This window comes from Mycobacterium paraffinicum, assembly GCF_025822865.1.
GTDB classification, from domain to species: domain Bacteria; phylum Actinomycetota; class Actinomycetes; order Mycobacteriales; family Mycobacteriaceae; genus Mycobacterium; species Mycobacterium paraffinicum.
On the sequence record NZ_JACKUR010000010.1, the window covers coordinates 250,228 to 270,970 of the forward strand.

The 20,743-nt window shown below is 69.2% G+C and carries 17 protein-coding genes; 7 read left to right on the plus strand and 10 right to left on the minus strand.

From position 1 onward, the window contains the following. Nucleotides 1-21: 21 nt before the first annotated feature. The 4 genes from pheT to H7J89_RS01260 all read right to left on the minus strand — a co-directional run bounded on the left by pheT (nt 22) and on the right by H7J89_RS01260 (nt 5,389). The gene (gene pheT, locus H7J89_RS01245; RefSeq protein WP_264035753.1) at nt 22-2,508 is read right to left on the minus strand and encodes a phenylalanine--tRNA ligase subunit beta; all 2,487 of its coding nucleotides are present in this window, start codon (nt 2,506-2,508) and stop codon (nt 22-24) included. Further along, nucleotides 2,508-3,551 (minus strand): phenylalanine--tRNA ligase subunit alpha, encoded by a 1,044-nt coding sequence (gene pheS, locus H7J89_RS01250; protein ID WP_264035754.1) that lies wholly within the window; start codon nt 3,549-3,551, stop codon nt 2,508-2,510. Before pheS ends, pheT begins: the two co-directional genes overlap by 1 nt. 123 nt (nt 3,552-3,674) lie before the next feature. Continuing rightward, nucleotides 3,675-4,481, minus strand: coding sequence for a rhomboid-like protein (locus tag H7J89_RS01255; RefSeq protein WP_264035755.1), 807 nt, complete (start codon nt 4,479-4,481; stop codon nt 3,675-3,677). Between the two features lie 17 nt (nt 4,482-4,498). After that, on the minus strand, nt 4,499-5,389 hold the full coding sequence (locus H7J89_RS01260) for an adenylate/guanylate cyclase domain-containing protein (protein ID WP_264035756.1): 891 nt from the start codon (nt 5,387-5,389) through the stop codon (nt 4,499-4,501). A 191-nt stretch (nt 5,390-5,580) separates the two neighbouring features. On the opposite strand from H7J89_RS01260, the gene H7J89_RS01265 reads away from it, so the two are divergent. Continuing rightward, nucleotides 5,581-6,624, plus strand: a complete 1,044-nt coding sequence (locus H7J89_RS01265; RefSeq protein WP_264035757.1) for an oxygenase MpaB family protein — start codon at nt 5,581-5,583, stop codon at nt 6,622-6,624. Here the strand turns inward: H7J89_RS01265 and H7J89_RS01270 are convergent. From H7J89_RS01270 to infC, 4 genes are all read right to left on the minus strand, one after another. Further along, the gene (locus H7J89_RS01270; protein WP_264035948.1) at nt 6,611-7,402 is read right to left on the minus strand and encodes a TrmH family RNA methyltransferase; all 792 of its coding nucleotides are present in this window, start codon (nt 7,400-7,402) and stop codon (nt 6,611-6,613) included. The two genes, H7J89_RS01265 and H7J89_RS01270, sit on opposite strands and share 14 nt — an antisense overlap. Nucleotides 7,403-7,420: 18 nt before the next feature. After that, the gene (rplT, locus tag H7J89_RS01275) at nt 7,421-7,816 is read right to left on the minus strand and encodes a 50S ribosomal protein L20 (protein ID WP_046184507.1); all 396 of its coding nucleotides are present in this window, start codon (nt 7,814-7,816) and stop codon (nt 7,421-7,423) included. 77 nt (nt 7,817-7,893) lie between these two features. Then, nucleotides 7,894-8,088: a 50S ribosomal protein L35 gene (rpmI, locus tag H7J89_RS01280; protein WP_066953125.1), complete on the minus strand. Its 195-nt coding sequence runs from the start codon at nt 8,086-8,088 to the stop codon at nt 7,894-7,896. 40 nt (nt 8,089-8,128) lie between these two features. Next, entirely contained in the window at nt 8,129-8,734 is a 606-nt protein-coding gene (infC, locus tag H7J89_RS01285) for a translation initiation factor IF-3 (protein WP_082939437.1), read from the minus strand. Nucleotides 8,735-9,171: 437 nt separating this feature from the next. On the opposite strand from infC, the gene lysX reads away from it, so the two are divergent. The 5 genes from lysX (at nt 9,172) to H7J89_RS01310 (ending at nt 16,518) form a co-directional block, all read left to right on the plus strand. Then, on the plus strand, nt 9,172-12,507 hold the full coding sequence (gene lysX, locus H7J89_RS01290) for a bifunctional lysylphosphatidylglycerol synthetase/lysine--tRNA ligase LysX (protein ID WP_264035758.1): 3,336 nt from the start codon (nt 9,172-9,174) through the stop codon (nt 12,505-12,507). 76 nt (nt 12,508-12,583) lie between these two features. Next, nucleotides 12,584-14,065 carry an alpha/beta hydrolase gene (locus tag H7J89_RS01295; RefSeq protein WP_264035759.1) on the plus strand — a complete coding sequence of 494 codons (1,482 nt, stop codon included), beginning with the start codon at nt 12,584-12,586 and terminating at the stop codon, nt 14,063-14,065. 7 nt (nt 14,066-14,072) lie between these two features. Further along, nucleotides 14,073-14,501, plus strand: a complete 429-nt coding sequence (locus H7J89_RS01300) for a DUF6653 family protein (protein ID WP_264035760.1) — start codon at nt 14,073-14,075, stop codon at nt 14,499-14,501. A gap of 13 nt (nt 14,502-14,514) precedes the next feature. Further along, nucleotides 14,515-14,748: a hypothetical protein gene (locus tag H7J89_RS01305; RefSeq protein WP_264035761.1), complete on the plus strand. Its 234-nt coding sequence runs from the start codon at nt 14,515-14,517 to the stop codon at nt 14,746-14,748. 30 nt (nt 14,749-14,778) lie between these two features. Further along, entirely contained in the window at nt 14,779-16,518 is a 1,740-nt protein-coding gene (locus H7J89_RS01310) for a serine/threonine-protein kinase PknH/PknJ (RefSeq protein ID WP_264035762.1), read from the plus strand. Nucleotides 16,519-16,525: 7 nt separating this feature from the next. On the opposite strand, the gene uvrA is transcribed toward H7J89_RS01310, so the two are convergent. Beyond that, complete coding sequence (gene uvrA / locus H7J89_RS01315) at nt 16,526-19,432, minus strand: excinuclease ABC subunit UvrA (protein ID WP_264035763.1); 2,907 nt, start codon at nt 19,430-19,432, stop codon at nt 16,526-16,528. 111 nt (nt 19,433-19,543) lie between these two features. On the opposite strand from uvrA, the gene H7J89_RS01320 reads away from it, so the two are divergent. Beyond that, the gene (locus H7J89_RS01320) at nt 19,544-20,230 is read left to right on the plus strand and encodes an MBL fold metallo-hydrolase (RefSeq protein ID WP_264035764.1); all 687 of its coding nucleotides are present in this window, start codon (nt 19,544-19,546) and stop codon (nt 20,228-20,230) included. Between the two features lie 9 nt (nt 20,231-20,239). Here H7J89_RS01320 and H7J89_RS01325 read toward each other — a convergent pair whose 3' ends face one another. After that, complete coding sequence (locus H7J89_RS01325; protein WP_066953138.1) at nt 20,240-20,683, minus strand: universal stress protein; 444 nt, start codon at nt 20,681-20,683, stop codon at nt 20,240-20,242. Nucleotides 20,684-20,743 lie beyond the last annotated feature (60 nt).

A 20,743-nucleotide genomic window follows, 5' to 3' on the forward strand; every position in this document is an offset into this window, starting at 1 on the left:
AATCCATTCCAATGCGGATCGCTAGCCGCGCAGTTCGGCACCGACCGCCTCGGCGGCGCGTCGCACCGCGGCATCGCGGGCCGCGCTGGCGTCGTCCTCGGTCAGCGTGCGGTCCGGGGCGCGGAAACGCAGGGCGAAGGTCAGCGATTTGCGGTCCTCCCCGAGTTGCGGGCCGGTGAAGACGTCGAAAAGTTGCAGGTCTTCCAGCAGCGCGCCGGCGCCGTCCCGGACGGCGTCGGCCACCGCCTGGGCGGGCACGTGCGCGGGCACCACCAGGCTGAGGTCCTGGAAGACGGCCGGGAACGGCGACACCCTGGGCGCCGGCAACGCCTGGACGATGGGGATCGCGTCGAGGTTCAGTTCGACGGCGCAGGTGCCCTTCGGCAGGTTGGACCGCTCGATCACGGCGGGGTGCAGTTGCCCGGCGTGACCGACGACGGTCTCCCCGACGAGCACCTCGGCGCACCGCCCCGGGTGCCATGGCAGGCGCTGGGCCGCCCGCAGGCTCACCTCGACGCCGCTGGCGCGGGCGATGATGCGCGCCGCTTCGAACGCGTCGGCGGCTTCGGCCCGGCGGCCGGGACCCCAGGGGCCGCGCCGTTCGCGCAGGCCCGCCAGCACCACCGCGACATGTTGCGGCTGCCGGGGCAGCGAGGCGTCCAGCAGGGCGATCTCGTGATCGGTGGGCCGGCGGTGCACCGGAATGGGCTGCACGCCGCGGGTTTGCTCGGTCGGTTGCACCACCTGCGCCAGGGCATACAGCGCGACGTCCACCAGCCCGCGGGATACGTTGCGCACCAACGCTTCCAGCAGCGCGGGCAGCAGCGTGGTGGCCAGGTGCGGGCGGTCGGCCTCCAGCGGGTTGAGCACCTGCGTGGTGGCGCGTCGCGGGTCGTCTTCCGGCAGGCCCCACAGGTCGAACACGCCCGCGGGCAGGAACGGCGTCGGCAGGATCTCGACGTACCCCGACTGCGCGAGCGACTTGCCGATGGCGCGGCGACGCTTCTGCCCAGCGGTGAGGCCGCGGCCCGCCGGGGCCGCGGGCAGCACCGACGGGATGGCCTCCAGCCCCTCCAGCCGCAGCACCTCCTCGACCAGGTCGGCGGGCTGCAGCAGGTCGGGTCGCCAGCTCGGCGGCGTCACGGTCAACGTGTCGCCGTCGCCGGTCACGCAACACCCGATCTGTGTCAGGCGCCGCGCGGTGGTGCCCGGCGGGTAGGCCACCCCGGCGACGCGGTCGGGCAGGTCGGCGGGGATCCGGATCGGCGGTAGCGACCAGTCGTCGGTCGGCGGGTCGCCCCGCCAATCGGTCAGCTTCTCCGATACCGCTCCCCCGGCGATCTCGACGAGCAGCGCCGCGCAGCGGTCCAGTGCGGCCACCGAGACGGCCGGGTCCACCCCGCGCTCGTAGCGCCGGGCGGCCTCGCTGGGCAGGTGCAACCGGCGCTGGGTGCGCGAGACGGCCGCCGGGTCCCAGACGGCGGCCTCCAGCAGCACTTCGGTGGAGTCGGCGCGTACCTCGGTGCTCGCCGCGCCCATCACGCCGCCGATCGCCGCGGTCGCCCGGTCGTCGACGATCAGGACGTCGGCCGGATCGAGCCGGCGCTCGACGTCGTCCAGGGTGACGACCGTCTCGCCGGCCCGCGCGAACCGCACGACCAGGCCCCCGGAGATGCGGTCGCAGTCATGCGCGTGCATGGGGTGACCGAGTTCGAGCATCACGTAGTTGGTGACGTCCACCGCCGGCGACGTCGCGCGGATGCCGGCCAGCAGCAGCCGCCGTTGCAGCCACCACGGCGACACCGCCGCGGGGTCGATCCCGGTGACGGGCCGCAGGGCGAACCGGCGCACGCCGGTCTCGGCGTCCACCGCGAGCGGCCACGCCTCCCCTTCGGCCGGCAACGGCTTGATGTCCGCGGGGTCGACGAAGTTCAGGTCGTAGGCGCAGGCGATCTCGCGGGCCAGCCCGCGCACCGACATGCCGTAGCCCCGGTCGGGGGTGATCGCCAGGTGAAAGACCACGTCGTCCAACCCGAGCACCGTGGCGCCGTCGGCGCCCGGTTCGGCCGTGCCGGCCGGCAGCACCAGGATCCCGGAATGATCAGCGCCCAAGCCGAGTTCGGCCGCCGAGCAGATCATGCCGTCCGAGTCGCGGCCGTAGGTCTTGCGCGCCGTGATGGCGAACCCGCCCGGCAGTGTGGTGCCGGGCAACGCCACGACCACCAGATCATCGACAACGAAATTCGTTGCTCCGCACACGATGTCGTGCTCCGCGCCGCCGCCGACATCGACCCGGCAGGCGCGGATCGGCTTCTTGAAGCCGGTGAGCTCCTCGATGCTCGTCACCCGTCCCACCGTCAGCGGCCCGTCGACCGCGCCGAGGGTGACGACCTCCTCGACCTCGTGGCCGATGCGCACCAGCGCCTGCTCGAGATCACCGGGGGCGACGTCCCAGCCCGGCGAGCCCGCCGCTACCACTTCCCGCAGCCAGCTGTAGGGGATGCGCATCAGGCACCCACCCCGAACGGCAACGAGAACCGGACATCGCCCTCGACCATGTCGCGCATGTCGGGTATGCCGTTGCGGAACTGCAGGGTGCGTTCCAGGCCCATGCCGAACGCGAATCCGGAGTAGACGTCCGGGTCAATCCCCGCGGCCCGCAATACGTTCGGGTGCACCATGCCGCAGCCGCCCCACTCCACCCAGCCGGCGCCGCCCTTCTTGCCGACGAACCACACGTCGACCTCGGCGGAGGGCTCGGTGAACGGGAAGAAGTGCGGGCGGATCCGGGTGCGCGCCTCCGGGCCGAACTCGGCCCGGGCGAACGCGTCGAGGGTGCCCCGCAGATGCGCCATGGACAATCCCCGGTCCACCGCCAGCCCCTCGACCTGGTGGAAGACCGGCGTGTGGGTGGCGTCGAGCTCGTCGGTGCGGAAGGTGCGGCCGATCGAGATGATGTAGACGGGCAGCTCGTGGGCCAGCAGGGTGCGCACCTGCACCGGCGAGGTGTGGGTGCGCAGCAGCTGCCGGGAGTCGTCCGGCGCGATGTAGAAGGTGTCCTGCTCGCTGCGCGCCGGGTGGTCCGCGGGGAAGTTGAGGGCGTCGAAGTTGAACTGCTCCGTCTCGACTTCCGGCCCCTCGGCCAGCTCCCACCCCATCGCGACGAAGGTGTCGGCGATGTGGTCGGCGAGCTGGGTGATCGGGTGCCGGGCGCCGATCGGCTGCCGGCTCGACGGCAGGGTGACGTCGATGCCCTCCGCGGCCAGCACCGCCGCATCGCGTTCGGCGCGCAGCGCCGCCAGTCGATCCTCGTAGCTGCGCTGGACTTCGGTTCGCGCGGAATTGACCCGCTTGCCGGCATCGGCCCGCTCGTCCTTGGGGACGGTGCCCAGCGCCTGGCGGGCCAGCGCCAGCGGTGAGCGGTCACCGAGGTGCTCGGTCTTCACGCGCGCCAGCGCGTCCAGATCGCCGGCGAGCGCGATCGCCTCCCGGGCGGCGCCGACCGCCGTGGCCAAGGCGTCCGGTGACAGGTCGACGGGCTGAGCACCCACGCGGCGACACTCTCCTTGCTGATGAAGGGCTGGGGAGGAAGCTTGCCCAGCGGCAAGTGCCGATCATAGTGATGCGGTGCGTGCAGCCCGGCGGGCGCTTCGGACTAACGGCGGGCGGCTCGCTTAGCCGGTTGTGACGGGCTGCGCACCGGTCAGCGCGTGCTCGTCCAGCACCGCGCTGCGCCCGGTGACGAACTGCACGAGCTTGTGCGCGGCCAGCGCGCCCAGGACGCCGAAGGCGGGCGCCGCGGCCATCGTTCCCCAGTGGTGGGCCAGCAGCAGGAAGCCGAAGCCCGACGAGGCGGCCAGCATCATGATGCGCACCGGCGTCCAGTGGATGGGCTGGCGGAGCCGGGCGGAGACCAGCACGCCCAACACCACGGCGACGGTGTGCCCGGCGTCGGTGAAATCGCCGCCGATGATCGCCGAGGCAATGCCGGCCGACACCCACCAGCCGACCCAGGCGGCCCGCCAGCGCTGGGGAATCACCGCCGTCATCGCCCCCAGCACCGCCAGGGCGCCGTAGCTCATCCCGACATCGCTGGCCCGGGTGATCGACACCGGCATCCACTCGAACTCGACCGCGGCGGCCAGGGCGGCGGCCACGAGCAGCGTCGCGCCGATGTGACCGACAAGGAACGCGACCACCAGCCGGATGGTGCGCAGGTGTAGCTCGCCGAGCGCGAGCAGGCAGGTCAGGAACGGTAACCAGAAGTAGAGCGGCCCGGCGTCGACCACCAGCGCGCTGCCCAGCAGCGTGCCCACGTGGCCATGGGCCAGGTTGTGCAGGTTGGTGCTGGCCCGCTCGACGAGCACGTCATGCGCGTGCGGCCCGAGCGCCACGATGGCACCGCTGACGGCAAGCAGCATCGCCACGTATCCCACCGTGAACTGGACCCGGGCGAGCCGGGCGAAGATGCCCCCGAACATTGCCTCCATTATGTCGGCTAATTTGTTTCGGAAGTGTGATCGGGCGCTGTCAACTCCCTATGAGTGCGCAAACGATATATCGCCAAGTCGGCCGGGACGCCAGGGGTCTTGCCCGCAAACACCGGTTTACGTGCACGTTTGGCGACGACGCCCATCGCGTCCAGTTCGCTCTGGGCGATCAGGTCGAGTGTCGAACCTGACACCATGACCCCGCCCTTGGTGGCCCGTTCCATCACCCGCGCGGCGATGTTGACGTCGACACCGAGCCAGTCCGCCGCCATCCGCTGGGGCCGCCCGGTGTGGATCCCGACCCGCATCCGCGGCGTGTAGCCCGCCACCTCGACCGACTTCAACGCCTCCTTGGCGGCCAGGACGGCCCGCACCGCGACGGTGGGATCGCCGAAGACGGCCATCAGGCCGTCACCCATTCGTTTGACGATGTGACCGCCGGCGTCCAGCAGCGGCGGCTCGACGGCCCGCGCCACCTGTCGCAACAGGGTGAGCGCCGCCTCGTCACCGGCCTGCAAGGACCACGACGAGAAGCCGACCAGGTCGGTGAACACCAATGTCACCTCGGGATTCGCGGGACGTCGGGCGACCGACTCGGTCAGCGCCTGCCACACCTGCAACAGCCCGAGGCTGACTTCACGCGACACCGCGTCGCGATCCCCCAGCAGCCGGTCGGCGGCTCGCGCCGCGGCGCGCGGTCCACCCTCGCCGGCCGTGGACAGCGGGTCGCCGAACTCGGGATCCCCGGGTAGCAGACGCCGCGCCCGGCGGATGAACGCCACCGCGCCGGGACTGTGATTCCGGTTGTGCAACCAGTGCGAGGCGCCGTGCGCCGAGACCGCGGACTGCGGCGGCGAATCGGGCTCGCCCGAGTCCGAGTCGCGACGCGCGAGTTCCACCTGGCCAGGTTATTTGGTTCCTGCGGAGCCGGGCAATGAAGGCCCCACGGTTTGTGTCACAGCTCGCAACGTATCGCCTGATCACAGGGACGCCACACCGCTATGGACGCTGCATAACACCCGCCGGCGCGTACGCCGGAAATCGTAGACAACGCGCGTTGTCAAAGTTATCGTGAGCCGAGGAGGCCGAGATGACTGCCATTCCAACGAGATCCGACGATCCGCTCGGACCCGAATCCCTGACCTGGAAGTACTTCGGCGATCTACGCACGGGAATGATGGGCGTCTGGATCGGCGCGATCCAGAACATGTATCCGGAGTTGGGCGCGGGCGTCGAGGAACATTCGATCCTGCTGCGCGAGCCCCTGCAGCGGGTGGCCCGCTCGGTGTACCCGATCATGGGCGTCGTCTACGACGGTGACCGGGCGGCCCAGACGGGGCGGCAGATCAAGAGCTACCACCACACCATCAAGGGCGTCGACGCGTCCGGCCGCCGGTATCACGCGCTGAACCCCGAAACCTTCTATTGGGCCCACGCCACCTTCTTCATGCTGGTGATCAAGGTGGCCGAGTACTTCTGCGGGGGCTTGACCGAGGCCGAGAAGCGGCAGCTGTTCGACGAGCACGTGCGGTGGTACCGGATGTACGGGATGAGCATGCGACCGGTGCCCACCTCCTGGGAGGAGTTCTGCGAGTACTGGGATCGGGTCTGCCGCGAGGAATTGGAAATCAACCAGGCGACACTGGACATCTTCCAAATCCGGATCCCCAAGCCGAAATTCGTGCTGGTGCCGACGCCGATCTGGGACCAGATGTTCAGGCCGCTTGTCGCCGGCCAGCGCTGGATCGCGGCGGGCCTGTTCGAGCCCGCGGTTCGCGAGAAGGCGGGCATGCGCTGGACGCCCGGAGACGAGGTGCTGCTGCGCCTGTTCGGCAAGTTCGTCGAACTGGCCTTCCTGGCGGTTCCCGACGAGATTCGGCTGCACCCCCGCGCGCTGGCCGCGTACCGCCGGGCCGAGGGGCGGCTGCCCCGAAACGCGCCGTTGGTGGAGGCTCCGCCGTTCATGGCGCCGCCGCGCGACCGCCGCGGCCTGCCCATGCATTACTTCCCTCCCCGTCCGCGGTCGCCGCTCGACCCCGCGAAGGCCCTCATGGAACGCGCCGGCTCGCTGGTGCACGGGACGCTGTCGCTGGCGGGTCTGCGGCCCGCCCGGGGTCGCGTCAGGGCCGCTTGAACATGCCCAGCGCCTGCGCGCTCTGGTAGAGGCAGATGGCCGCGGCGGAGGCCACGTTCAGACTCTCGACACCGCCGGCCATCGGGATGCGCATGCGGTGATCGGCCCCCGCCGCGATTTGGGTTGGCAGACCCTGCGATTCGGGCCCGAATAACCACGCGGTCGGCCTGGCGAGCAGTGCCGCGGCGTCGTCGAGGCGCGTCTCGCCGTCCACTGTGGTCGCCAGCACCTGCAGCCCGGCGGCGCGCACGGCGGCCAGCGCGGCGGCCGGGTCAGGCGCGGCGACCACCGGAATCGAGAAGATGCTGCCGGTCGATGCGCGCAGACACTTGCTGTTGTACGGATCGACGCTGTGCCCGCCGAGGATCACGCCCTGCGCGCCCATGGCGTCGGCGATGCGAATGACCGTGCCGGCGTTGCCCGGCTCGCTGATCTCGACGGCGACCGCGATCAGCCGGGGCGAACCGGCCAGCACGTCCGCCAGGCCGGTCGCCGGCATTTCGCAGACGGCGACCAGTCCGGCGGGGGTGACCGTGTCGGACAGCGCCTTTGCGGCCCGCTCGCTGACCAGATGGACCGGACAGCGCTGCGCGCCAAGCAAAGCCGCATACCGCTGCGACGCGGCTTCGGTGACGAAGACGTCGCGGACCAGACCGCGAGCGGCCGCCGCCTCGACCAGGTTGGGGCCTTCGGCCAGGAATCGGCCCGCCCGCCGCCGGCCGACGTGGCGATGCAGTTTGGCCGCCGCGGCGACCCGGGCCGAGCGTTCGGTCAGCACCTGCACCCGGAAGCCGGTTTAGGCGGCCTCTCCGGAATCCGAGGGCGCGTTCACGTCCTCGGGCAGTGCGGCCCGGGCGACGTCGACCAGCGCGGTGAATGCCGCGGGATCGGTGATCGCGATGTCGGCCAGGTTCTTGCGGTCCACTTCCACACCGGCGGCCTTCAAACCCTGGATCAGCCGGTTGTAGGTGATGTCGTTGGCGCGGGCCGCCGCATTGATCCGCGAGATCCACAGTTTGCGGAACTCGCCCTTGCGCGCGCGGCGGTCGCGGTAGGCGTAGTTCAACGAATGCAGCTGCTGCTCTTTGGCTTTGCGGTAGAGCCGCGAGCGCTGGCCGCGATAGCCCTTCGAGGCCTTGAGAATGCTGCGCCTCTTCTTGTGGGCGTTGACCGCCCGCTTCACGCGTGCCATGGGGGTTCCTACTCTCGTTCTAAGTCAATGGGTCGGGTGCCGGCACCGACGGGTCCCGGCGCTCGGCTTGTTGAAGATCAGCCGTTCAGCAGCTTGTTAATCCGCTTGGTGTCGTTGGCCGCCACGGTCGTGCGGCCTTCCAGCCGGCGAGTCCGGGTGGACGGCTTGTGCTCTAACAGGTGTCGACGGTTCGCCTTTTCGCGCAGGATCTTGCCGGTTCCGGTGCGCCGGAACCGCTTCGAAGCCCCGCTGTGGGTCTTGGCCTTGGGCATGTTTCCTCTACTTCTCAAATTCTCGCTATTTGGTCTCAGGTCAGTTGGGTGAAGGGGTGTCGGCGCCCGCGTCGGCGTCCGATGCGGCGCCGTCCCCGGGTCCTTCGGGGTGCCGCGCCCTGGCACGAGTCTTCGCGCCGCGGTGCGGGGCCAGCACCATCGTCATGTTGCGGCCGTCCTGCTTGGCGGACGTCTCGACGAAGCCGTATTCGGCGACGTCCGCGCCCAGCCGCTGCAACAGGCGGTAGCCCAACTCGGGCCGCGACTGCTCACGTCCGCGGAACATGATGGTGACCTTCACCTTCGAACCCGCCTCCAGGAAGCGGATTACGTGACCCTTCTTGGTCTCGTAATCGTGATCGTCGATCTTCGGTCGCAGTTTTTGCTCTTTGACGACGGTCTGCTGCTGGTTCCGGCGGGATTCGCGCGCCTTTTGCGCCGCCTCGTATTTGAACTTGCCGTAGTCCATGATCTTGCAGACCGGGGGTCTGGCGTTCGGGGCAACTTCGACAAGGTCGAGATCGGCATCCGCAGCGACGCGAAGTGCGTCTTCGATGCGCACTATGCCTACCTGCTCTCCCCCGGGGCCGATCAATCTGACTTCAGGTACGCGGATGCGCTCGTTGACGCGGGTCTCAGTGCTGATGGGGCCTCCCTTGTTGGGCTTATAGATATCCTGCGCTCGCGGCCAGGGTCTGGGTCGGGAGTCAGCGGCGGAAACACCACACCACCAGCAGAAAAGCCCTGCAATAGCAGGGCCCAATGCCGACCGATCACGGCTTGCAACTGGTCAAGCCGCCCGCGTTGCCCGCGGAACAGACATGCGCGATGCCTGTGACCGGACCGCCAAGCCTTGAAGAAAACTTCGTGGCACGCGGTGGGAGTGGGACTCCACTTACTGTTCCTGGCCTTCGCCGGGATGGTCGCGGACGCAAGTTTAGCAGCCACGGGGCGGCTTTTTGCACTTCGCCCCAGCCCCGTCCGGCGCGTACGAGCACGCTTGCGCGACCGGACCGATTATTGCCAGCCCCTCTTCGCGCTTCGCCAAGCTTTTCACGGATTGAGGGCATATCCTCGCGGTCTGTGACACTCGCTTCATCTCGTTCGGGGTCCCGTTCGGGGGCTCGCGGCCGGTCGCAATCCCGGTATCGCTGGGTACCGGCGGCGGCCGGGTGGATCGTGGGCGTCATCGCCACCGTGTCCCTGCTGGCCAGCGTGTCCCCGGCTATCCGGTGGCTGATCAAGGTCCCCCGCGAGTTCATCAACAACTACCTGTTCAACTTCCCCGACACCAGCATCGCGTGGTCGTTCGTGCTCGCATTGCTCGCCGCGGCCCTGACCGCCCGGAAACGGATCGCCTGGCTGGTGTTGCTCGGCCAGATGATCCTTGCCGCCGGCCTGAACGTCGCCGACATGGCCGCGGGCGACAACACCGCGGCCGAGACCTTCGGGGAGAACCTCGGCTTCGCGGTGCACATCGTCGCGATCGTGCTGCTGGTGCTGGCATACCGGGAGTTCTGGGCCAAGGTGCGCAAAGGCGCCATGGTCAAGGCGGCCGCGGTGCTGGTCGCGGGGGACGTGGTCGGAATCCTGGTCTCGTGGGGTCTGGTGGAGTTGTGGCCCGGAACGCTGGCGCGCCCGGACCGCCTGCCCTACGTGGCCAACCGGGTCGTCGGATTCGCCCTGGCCGATCCGGATCTGTTCACCGGCAAGCCGCACGTGTTCCTCAACGCGATCTTCGGCCTGTTCGGAGCGCTGGCGCTGATCCTGGCAACCATCGTGCTCTTCCAATCCCAGCGTGCCGAGAATGCGCTCACCGGCGAGGACGAGTCGGCCATCCGCGGGCTGCTCGAGCTGTACGGCAAGCACGACTCGCTCGGATACTTCGCGACCCGCCGCGACAAGTCGGTGGTGTTCGCGCAGAGCGGCCGCGCCGCCATCACCTACCGCGTCGAGGTCGGCGTATGCCTGGCCAGTGGTGACCCGATCGGCGACCCGCGGGCGTGGCCGCAGGCCATCGACTCCTGGCTGGGGCTGTGCCAGGCGTACGGCTGGGCGCCGGGCGTCATGGGCGCCAGCACGCAGGGGGCGCGCGTCTACCGGGAGGCCGGGCTGAACGCGCTCGAGTTGGGCGACGAGGCGATCCTGCGGACCGCCGATTTCCGGCTGTCCGGTCCCGACATGCGCGGGGTGCGCCAAGCCGTCACCCGGGCGCGCCGGGCCGGGCTGACCCTGCGCATCCGCCGGCACCGCGACATCTCGGCCGAGGAGATGGCCCAGACCATCACCCGCGCGGACGCCTGGCGCGACACCCAGACCGAGCGCGGCTTTTCCATGGCGCTGGGCCGGCTCGGCGATCCGGCGGATGGGGATTGCCTGCTGGTCGAAGCGCTGGACCGCGACGGCGCCGTCGTCGCGATGCTCTCACTGGTCCCGTGGGGAACCACCGGGGTCTCCCTGGACTTGATGCGCCGCTCGCCGCAATCCCCCAACGGCACCATCGAGCTCATGGTCAGCGAGCTCGCCCTGACCGCCGAAACCCTTGGCATCAGCCGCATTTCGTTGAACTTCGCGATGTTCCGCTCGGCTTTCGAACAGGGCGCGCAACTCGGCGCAGGCCCGGTCGCCCGGCTGTGGCGGGGGCTGCTCCTGTTCTTCTCGCGGTGGTGGCAGCTGGAGACGCTGTACCGGTCGAACATGAAGTACCAACCGGAATGGGTTCCGCGCTACGCCTGCTATGAGGACGCGCGCCTGATCCCCCGGGTCGGCGTCGCCTCGGTGATCGCCGAGGGCTTCCTGGTGCTGCCGTTCACCCGGCGCGACAAGGTGCACACCGGCCATCACCCCGCCGTGCCGCCCAGGCTGGCGGAGTCGGGCCTGCTGCACCACGACGGCTCGGCGCCCGACGTCAGCGAGCTGCAACAACGACGCGACGACGCGGAACTCGAGGAGTCCAGGGCCCGCTTGCCCGAGCAGGTGCGGGTGCGCCTGGCCAAACTGAAGATATTGCGGCGCAACGGCATTGATGCCTACCCGGTGGGATCCCCACCCAGCCACACCGTCTCCCGTGCGTTGGACGCCGACGATCAGGAAACGGTCTCCGTGGCGGGCCGGATATTGCGGATACGCGACTACGGCGGGGTGCTGTTCGCCCAGCTGCGGGACTGGTCGGGCGAATTGCAGGTGCTGCTGGACAATTCACGCCTGGAGCACGGCCGCACCGCGGACTTCACCGCGGCAATCGACCTCGGCGACCTGGTCGAGATGGCCGGGCACATGGGCTTTTCCAAGAACGGAACCCGCTCGTTGATCGTGCGCGACTGGCGGATGATCGGTAAATGCCTGCGGCCGCTGCCGAACAAGTGGAAGGGGCTGACCGACCCCGAGGCGCGGGTGCGGACCCGCTACGTCGACCTGGCGGTCAATCCCGAGTCGCGCGAGCTGGTCACGGCCCGCAGCAGCGTCCTGCGCTCCGTCCGGGAAACGTTGTTCGCCAAGGGGTTCATCGAGGTCGAGACGCCGATCCTGCAGCAGATCCACGGCGGAGCCACCGCCCGCCCGTTCGTCACCCACATCAACACCTACGACATGGACCTGTTCCTGCGGATCGCGCCGGAGCTGTACCTGAAGCGGTTGTGCGTCGGCGGCGTGGAGCGGGTGTTCGAGCTGGGCCGGGCCTTCCGCAACGAGGGGGTCGACTTCAGCCACAACCCGGAGTTCACGCTGCTGGAGGCCTACCAGGCGCATGCCGACTACATGGTGTGGATCGACGGCAGCCGGGAGCTCATTCAAAACGCCGCGCAGGCCGCCCACGGCGAGCAGACCGTGCTGCGGCCCGGCGCCGACGGCCGCCTGGAACCGGTCGACATCTCCGGAGACTGGCCGGTGAAGACCGTGCACGACGCGGTGTCCGAGGCGCTCGGGGAACACATCGATCCCAACACCCCGTTGTCCGTTTTGCGCAAATTCTCCGACGCCGCCCACATTCCGTATCGGGCGCAGTGGGACGCCGGCGCGGTGGTGCTCGAGCTCTACGAGCACCTGGTCGAGGACCGGACCGAGCGGCCGACCTTCTACATCGACTTCCCGACGTCCGTCTCACCGTTGACCCGGCCGCACCGCAGCCGGCGCGGCGTCGCCGAGCGGTGGGACCTGGTGGCCTGGGGGGTCGAGCTGGGGACCGCGTACAGCGAGCTCACCGACCCGGTGGAGCAGCGCCGCCGCCTGCAGGAGCAGTCGCTGCTGGCCGCCGGCGGCGACCCCGAGGCCATGGAGCTCGACGAGGACTTCCTGCAGGCCATGGAGTACGCGATGCCGCCCACCGGCGGGCTCGGCATGGGCATCGATCGGCTCGTCATGCTCATAACCGGCCGAAGCATCCGCGAAACCCTGCCATTTCCGCTGGCCAAGCCCCATTAGGCGGCCCGCGACGCGCGGGCGGTCCCATGGCGAACATTCGGTGAATATGTTCCAGGCCGGTTAACAATGGATCACAATGAATGCCGTGACCGCGTCGACGATCAATGCCACGACGCAGTTGCTGGCAAGTAGCCACACCTCGCTGATGCACGGCTGGGTGCCCACCACGATCCAGGTGGTGACCGCGGTCGTGCTGACCCTGGCCGTCGGCTGGCGGTCGCGTCGCTGGCGGACCGTGTGGTTGCCGGCGGCTGCGCTGGCCGGTGCTGCCGTGGCCTACCTGACGCACTGGTACATCGTCGACCGCGGCCTGTCCGACGAACCCGCGCCGGTGGCACTGTGGCTCTGGATCACGTTGACCGGCACGGCGGTGGCGGTGCTGGTCCTGGGGTGGCGCGGCGCTCGCCGCTGGCGGCGCGGGGCAGGGCTGCTGGCCGTGCCGTTGTGCGCGCTGTGTGCCGCGCTGGTGCTCAACCTGTGGGTCGGCTACTTCCCCACCGTGCAGGCCGCGTGGAACCAGATCACCTCCGGTCCCCTGCCCGACCAGACCGACCCGGCCACCGTCACCGCGATGGCCGCCAAACGGGCGCGGCCACCGCACGGCAGCGTGGTTCCGGTGGTGATCCCCTCTGACGCCTCGCATTTCAAGCACCGCGGTGAGCTGGTTTACCTGCCGCCCGAGTGGTTCACCAGCAGCCCGCCGCCGGCGCTGCCAACGGTCATGATGATCGGCGGCCAGTTCAACACCCCGGCCGACTGGACCCGGGCGGGCAACGCGGTCAAGACGATCGACGACTTCGCGGCCGCCCACGGCGGCAAGGCCCCGGTGCTGGTCTTCGTCGACTCCGGCGGGGCCTTCAACAACGACACCGAATGCGTCAACGGCGTCCGCGGTAACGCCGCCGACCATTTGACCAAAGACGTTGTGCCGTACCTGGTTTCCAAGTTCGGCGTCAGCCGCGACCGGTCGCACTGGGGCGTCGCGGGCTGGTCGATGGGCGGCACCTGCGCGGTCGACCTGACCGTCATGCACCCCGACATGTTCAGCGCGTTCGTCGACGTCGCGGGCGACTTCTTCCCCAACGCCGGAAACCGGACCCAAACCATCGCGCGGCTCTTCGGCGGGAACGCCGACGCGTGGGCGGCATTCGACCCAACCACGGTGATCAGCCGGCACGGCCCCTATAGCGACGTCGCCGGCTGGTTCGCCATCTCCTCCGACCGCCCGCCCGCCACGGGCCACGACCCGATGATGACCGACAGCGGCGCGATCCGTCTCGCCAGCCGGGAAGCGGCCGCCGACCCCGGCAACCAGACGGCGGCCGCGTACTCGCTGTGCGCACTCGGACGCGCCAACGGGATCGACTGCGCGGTGCTGGCGCAGCCGGGCAAACACGATTGGCCGTTCGCCGACCGGGTCTTCGCCGCCGCGCTGCCATGGCTGGCCGGCCGGCTGGGCACGCCGGGAATCCCGCGGACCGCGTTGCCCGGTGCCGCCTCGCCCGCGCCCGCCACCCCGGTCATCATCCCGGCCGACCATTCGCCCGCCAGGCGGTAGCCCGCCGGTGTTTTCCGTTGCGCGGGTCCGGCGCGCGATCTTTGCGCGGCACTGCAATCCGTGGAGCGCCGGGACCCGCTGGGCGAGCACCCCGCTGATCCTGGTGCCACCGTGGACGCGGCGCTGGAGCCATGCGGCGTGGATCGGGCTGTGGCTGGCCGTCAACCCGTTCGTTTTCGGCAAGCCGGCGCACGAGCGGGCGTGGTCGACGCGGGCGATGCTGGGCGAGGAGTTGTGGATCAGCCGTCGCCCCCACGACGCGGCCATGGTGGTCAGCGCCCTGACATCGGTGGCCGCGCTCGGCGCCGTCGTCGCCGCGCGCCGCCGTCGCCTGCTGCCCGCGGCGACTGCCATCGCGGTGCAGATGGCGTTGACGCTGGTGTACTGGGAGCAAATGGTGCGCTATCTGGAGCGCGAGCGGCGGGCGGGCCTTTAGTAGCGTGACCTCCATGCCCGACGAACCAACCCCACCCGATCCGGGGTACGACAGCGCCGGTGTGCCGACCTTCGAATCCGTCCGCGAGAAGATCGAAAACCGCTACGCGACATCCTTGGGCGACGCGGAATTGGATGCCGAATCGCCCGAGGGCCGCTCTGTCACCGAGCAATACGACGAGCGCGAGCGCGCTGCGGCCGAACGGTTGGCCGAGATCCGCGAGTCGATGCGCACGGATGAGGACTAGGGCAGCCGGCTTAGCGTCGGGGGGACGTCGATGAGTGAAACGCAGCCCGGTTCGCGGATCGGGAGCCAGGTCGGGCCCTATCGACTGCGCCGACTGCTGGGCCGCGGCGGAATGGGCGAGGTCTACGAGGCCTACGACACCGTCAAGGATCGCGTGGTGGCGCTCAAGCTGGTCTCCGAGCAAGTCAGCTCCGATGACTCCTTTCGCCTGCGCATGCAACGCGAGGCCAGGACCGCGGGCCGGCTGCAGGAACCGCACATCGTGCCGATACACGATTACGGCGAACTCGACGGCCAGGTGTTCATCGACATGCGCTTCATCGATGGGCGGGATGTGGGCACCGTGCTGAGCCGCACCGGGCCGTTGCCACCCCCGCGCGCGGTCGCGATCGTCGAACAAGTCGCCGCCGCGCTCGACGCAGCGCACCGCGCCGGCGTCGTTCACCGCGACATCAAACCCGAGAACATCCTGCTCACCGAGGGCGACTTCGCCTATCTGGTCGATTTCGGCATCGCCGCGGCGGCCACCGATCAACGGCTGACCAAGACCGGCGCAGCCATCGGCAGCTGGAACTACATGGCCCCCGAGCGGTTCGGCGACGACGAGATCACCTACCGCGTCGACATCTACGCACTGGCCTGCCTGCTATTCGAATGCCTCACGGGCACAAGGCCTTTCCAAACCACCAGCCTCAGCGCGCTGATGGCTGCACACCTGGTCGAGCCCATCCCGCGCCCCAGCCAACGCAATCCCGCCGTCCCGGCGGCTTTCGACGAGGTCATCGCGCGGGGGATGGCCAAGGACGCAGGCGACCGTTACGTCACGGCGGGCGATCTCGCGAAAGCGGCCCTGCAGGCGCTGAGTACGCCCGAGCGACACCAGGCGACCGAGCTGATCGAGCACAGCCGGCATTTCGCGCCGCCGCCGCGGGTGGAGCAGTTCCGGCCCCAGCCCGCGCCGGCCCATCCGGCCTGGGTCGCCACTCCGCCCGCGCCGCCCTGGGCGCCGCCCACCCCACCCAAGCGCAGGCTGGGGCTGGTCATCGGCGCTCTCGCGCTCATCGTCGCGGTCATCGCGGGCACCGGGGTGTGGTTGGCAGTCAGCAAGTCCGGTGATTCCCCGCCCGACGCCTCCTCAACGACGGCCACCGTCGCTCCCTCCACCACGAGCACCGTGACCAGCAGCGCCGCCCCGACAGTGGTTCCCGCACAATTGGATTCGCTTCTGCTTCCGGTCGACCAGATCAACACGCTGGTCGGCACCACCGGGATCATCGTCGACCACAACGTGACCGAGATGACCGACCCCGGCCCGGGCAACACGCTGTCGGACGACAAGTGCCTCGGAGCGCTGATCGGTTTCCAAACCCGGACCTACAAAAGCAGCGGCTACACCGCGATGCTCGCCCAGCTGATGAAGAAGCCGCAAAGCAATCCGGCCTACGTCGTCGCCCAGGGCGCGGTGATCTTCGCCTCCGCCGACCAGGCCCGGGGATTCGTGAACGACCAGTCGAACCGATGGCGGGACTGCGCGGGGAAATCCGTGACCCAGCCCGGCGACAAGGCCCCGTTCGAATGGACCTTCGGGCAGCTGAGCGGCAACCCGCCCAACATCGCCCTGCAGCGCACGCTGGCCAACACCGCGGTGGTGTGCCAGCACGTCATGCAGGCGGTGTCCAACGTGGTCCTCGACGTCAACGTCTGCGCACCGGGAACCATCAACCAGGCCAGGCTGATCGCCAACCAGATGGCGACCAAGATTCCCGGCTGAGGGCCGCTCAGGCGGTGGCTTTGCGCCGCCGGGTCGACCGCCGCGGCGGGGCCGCGCGTCCGATGACCTCGGCGAGGAATTTCCCGGTGTAGCTTTCCGGCACCGCGGCGATGTCCTCCGGAGTGCCCTCGGCGACAACGGTTCCGCCCTCGGCGCCACCCTCGGGCCCCATGTCGACGATCCAGTCCGACGTCTTGATGACGTCCAGGTTGTGCTCGATGACGATGACCGTATTGCCCTTGTCCACCAGCCCGTTGATGACGGTCAGCAGCTTGCGGATGTCGTCGAAATGCAGCCCGGTGGTGGGCTCATCGAGGATGTAGACCGTCCGCCCTGTCGAGCGCTTCTGCAGTTCGGCGGCCAGCTTGACGCGCTGCGCCTCGCCACCGGACAACGTCGGGGCGGGCTGGCCCAGCCGGACGTAGCCCAGGCCGACGTCGACGAGCGTGCGCAGGTAGCGGTGGATGCCGGTGATGGGCTCGAAGAACTCCGCCGCCTCCTCGATCGACATGTCCAGTACCTCGGAGATGGTCTTGCCCTTGTAGTGCACTTCCAGGGTTTCGCGGTTGTAGCGCGCACCGTGGCAGACCTCGCAGGGGACGTACACGTCGGGCAGGAAGTTCATCTCGATCTTGATGGTGCCGTCACCGGTGCACGCCTCGCAGCGGCCGCCCTTGACGTTGAACGAGAACCGGCCCGGTTGGTAGCCACGGACTTTGGCCTCCGTGGTGGCCGCGAACAGGGTCCGGATCTTGTCGAACACGCCGGTGTAGGTGGCCGGGTTGGACCGCGGCGTGCGACCGATCGGCGACTGGTCGACCCGCACCAGCTTGTCCAGGTGGTCCAGGCCCGTCACCCGGGTGTGCCGGCCCGGGACCAGCCGGGCACCGTTGAGCCGGTTGGCCAGCACCGTGGCCAGGATGTCGTTGACCAGCGTCGACTTCCCGGAGCCGGACACGCCGGTCACCGAGGTGAGCACGCCGAGCGGGAACGAGACGTCGATGCCGCGCAGGTTGTGCTCGCGCGCGCCCACAACGGTGAGCTGACGCTTGCGGTCGACGGGACGCCGGATCGCCGGCATCTCGATGGCCTCCTTGCCCGACAGGAAGGCGCCGGTGATCGAGTCCTTGTTGGCCAGCAGCTCGGCGTACGTCCCGCTGTGCACGATCTCGCCGCCGTGCTCACCGGCCCGCGGACCGATGTCGACGATCCAGTCGGCGTGCGCGATGGTGTCCTCGTCGTGCTCGACGACGATCAGCGTGTTGCCCAAATCCCTTAGCCGCGTGAGGGTTTCGATGAGGCGACGGTTGTCACGCTGGTGCAGCCCGATCGACGGCTCGTCGAGCACGTAGAGCACGCCCACCAGGCCGGACCCGATCTGGGTGGCCAGCCGGATGCGCTGCGCCTCACCGCCGGACAGCGTGGCCGCCGCACGCGACAACGACAGGTAGTCCAGCCCCACGTCGAGCAGAAAGCCGAGCCGCGACTGGATTTCCTTGAGCACCTGCCCGGCGATCGCCTGCTCGCGGTGACCCAGGGTGAGTGCGTTGAGGAAGTCCGCGCAGTCCGAGATCGACAGCTCGGAGACCTCGGCGATGGACTTGGCGCCCCGGTCTCCCGCGGCGGCCAGCGTGACCGCCAGGATCTCCGGCTTGAGCCGGGTGCCCTCACACTCCGGGCAGGGCACGTCACGCATGAAGCCCTCGTAGCGTTCCTTCATCTGCTCGGATTCGGTCTGGGCCATCTTGCGCTGCAGGAACGCCAGCACACCCTCGAAATCGGCGTAGTACGAACGGGTTCGGCCGTACCGGTTGCGGTAGCGCACGTGCACCTGATGGTCGGAGCCCTCCAGGATCGCCTTGCGCGCCTTGGCCGGCAGCTTGCGCCAGGGCGTGTCGACGTCGAAGCCCAGCTCGTCGCCGAGCCCGGCCATCATCCGGGTGAAGTACTCCGCGGTGTGGCCCGTCGACCATGGGGCGACCGCACCCTCGGCCAGCGTGCGTTCGGGATCGGGCACCACCAGGTCGGGGTCGACCTCCTTGCGGATCCCCAGGCCGGTGCACTCCGGGCAGGCGCCGTAGGGCGAGTTGAACGAGAACGATCGCGGCTCCAGATCGTCGACCGCCAGCGCGTGCCCGTTGGGGCAGGCCAGCTTCTCGGAGAACCGCTGCTCCCGGTTGTGCGCGTCGTGCTCGTGGTCGACGAACTCCAGCACCACGATGCCGTCGGCCAGGTTCAGCGCGGTCTCCACGGAATCGGTGAGCCGCTGCTTGGCGCTGGCCTTGACGGTGAGGCGGTCGACCACCACCTCGATGTCGTGCTTTTCCTGCTTCTTGAGCTTCGGCGGATCGGTCAGCGAGTGCACCACGCCGTCAACCCGGACCCGGCTGTAGCCCTGCGCGTTCAGCTTCTCGAACAGGTCGGCGAACTCGCCCTTGCGGGTGCGCACCACCGGGGCGAGCACCAGGAAGCGGGTACCTTCCGGCATCACCAGCACCTGGTCGACGATTTGCTGGGGCGTCTGGCGGGCGATCCGCTCGCCGCAGACCGGGCAGTGCGGCGTGCCGGCGCGCGCGTAGAGCAGCCGCAGGTAGTCGTACACCTCGGTGATCGTCCCGACGGTCGACCGGGGATTGCGGTTGGTCGACTTCTGGTCGATCGACACCGCCGGGGACAGACCCTCGATGAAGTCGACGTCCGGTTTGTCCATCTGGCCCAGGAACTGGCGGGCGTAGGCGGACAGCGACTCGACGTACCGGCGCTGGCCCTCGGCGAAAATCGTGTCGAACGCGAGCGACGATTTGCCGGAGCCCGACAGCCCGGTGAAGACGATCAGCGCATCACGCGGTAGGTCGAGGTCGACGCCCCGCAGGTTGTGTTCGCGGGCGCCCTTGACGATCAGGCGGTCAGCCACGCTGCCCTCTCTCAGTGGATCTTTTAGGTACTGCAGCCGGTAATGCGCACGGCGCATTCCATGCTATGTGCCCGTACCGACAAGAGACGTTTGACCAGTAACGTGGCCGCTATGACTGCCCCCGACAAGGTGAGCGACAACTACACCGGACACGTCGACCCTGGCACTGCGGCCCGCCGGACCCTACCCGGCGCCACGATCCTAAAGGTGTCGGTGGGCCCTATGGACAACAATGCGTATCTGGTGACGTGTTCCGCGACCGGGGAGACGTTGTTGATCGACGCCGCCAACGACGCCGACGTCCTGATCGGTCTGATCCGGCAGAACGCACCCAGGGTGTCGCTGATCGTGACCAGCCATCAGCACTTCGACCACTGGCAGGCGCTGGAGGCCGTCGCCGCGGCCACCGGTGCGCCGACCGCCGCCAACGAGATCGACGCCGAGGCGCTGCCGGTCAAACCGGACCGTTTGCTGGCGGGCGGCGACACCGTGCAGATCGGCGAGCTGCAGTTCAACGTCATCCACCTGCGCGGGCACACGCCCGGCTCGATCGCGCTCGCCCTCGACGGGCCCGCCGCGGGCGGGGTCACCCAGCTGTTCACCGGCGACTGCCTGTTCCCGGGCGGCGTCGGCAAGACCTGGCAGCCTGGCGATTTCGCGCAGCTACTGGACGACGTCACCACCCGGGTGTTCGACGTGTACGACGACTCCACCGTCATCTACCCCGGCCACGGCGACGACACGGTGCTCGGCGCCGAACGCCCTCACCTGGGCGAATGGCGCGAACGAGGCTGGTGAGGCCCTGCGCTACGACGTGGTGTGCACGATCAGCACGTCCACCTTGGCGCGCCGCGACACGTTGGCCGGCACCGATCCGAGCAGCCGGCCCGCGATCGTGCTCAGGCCGACGTTTCCGACGACCAGCAGGTCGGCCTTCTCGTCCTCGGCCAGCTTGACCAGCGCGTCGACCGGGGCGCCTTCGATCGGGCGCTCCTCGACGTTCTTGGCCCCGGCCTTGTGCGCCCGCTCCTTGGCGTCCTGCAGGATCGCGTAGATCGGCGCGGTGCCCGACACCTTGTAGCTCTCGTTGCGGAGTGCGTCGGCGGCCCGGCTGTCCTCATGCTGGGGCAGGTACGCCGAAGCGACGATCAGCCTGGCGTCCGGCCCGGCGATCTGCGCCGCCTTGTCCACCGCACGCATTGACGAGTCCGAGCCGTCGGTTCCCACCACTACAGTCTGATAGGCGCCCATTAACCCTCCCAGTTTCGGTTGGCCAGCCAACCCAAGACACTATCGCGTTTGCCCGTTGCA

Coding starts and splice junctions, on each gene's coding strand:
- pheT (WP_264035753.1), bottom strand. CDS start 2,508: ATGCGCATCCCCTACAGCTGGCTGCGGGAAGTGGTAGCGGCGGGCTCG.
- H7J89_RS01255 (WP_264035755.1), bottom strand. CDS start 4,481: ATGTTCGGGGGCATCTTCGCCCGGCTCGCCCGGGTCCAGTTCACGGTG.
- H7J89_RS01265 (WP_264035757.1), top strand. CDS start 5,581: ATGACTGCCATTCCAACGAGATCCGACGATCCGCTCGGACCCGAATCC.
- rplT (WP_046184507.1), bottom strand. CDS start 7,816: ATGGCACGCGTGAAGCGGGCGGTCAACGCCCACAAGAAGAGGCGCAGC.
- rpmI (WP_066953125.1), bottom strand. CDS start 8,088: ATGCCCAAGGCCAAGACCCACAGCGGGGCTTCGAAGCGGTTCCGGCGC.
- H7J89_RS01295 (WP_264035759.1), top strand. CDS start 12,584: ATGAATGCCGTGACCGCGTCGACGATCAATGCCACGACGCAGTTGCTG.
- H7J89_RS01305 (WP_264035761.1), top strand. CDS start 14,515: ATGCCCGACGAACCAACCCCACCCGATCCGGGGTACGACAGCGCCGGT.
- H7J89_RS01310 (WP_264035762.1), top strand. CDS start 14,779: ATGAGTGAAACGCAGCCCGGTTCGCGGATCGGGAGCCAGGTCGGGCCC.
- H7J89_RS01320 (WP_264035764.1), top strand. CDS start 19,544: ATGACTGCCCCCGACAAGGTGAGCGACAACTACACCGGACACGTCGAC.
- H7J89_RS01325 (WP_066953138.1), bottom strand. CDS start 20,683: ATGGGCGCCTATCAGACTGTAGTGGTGGGAACCGACGGCTCGGACTCG.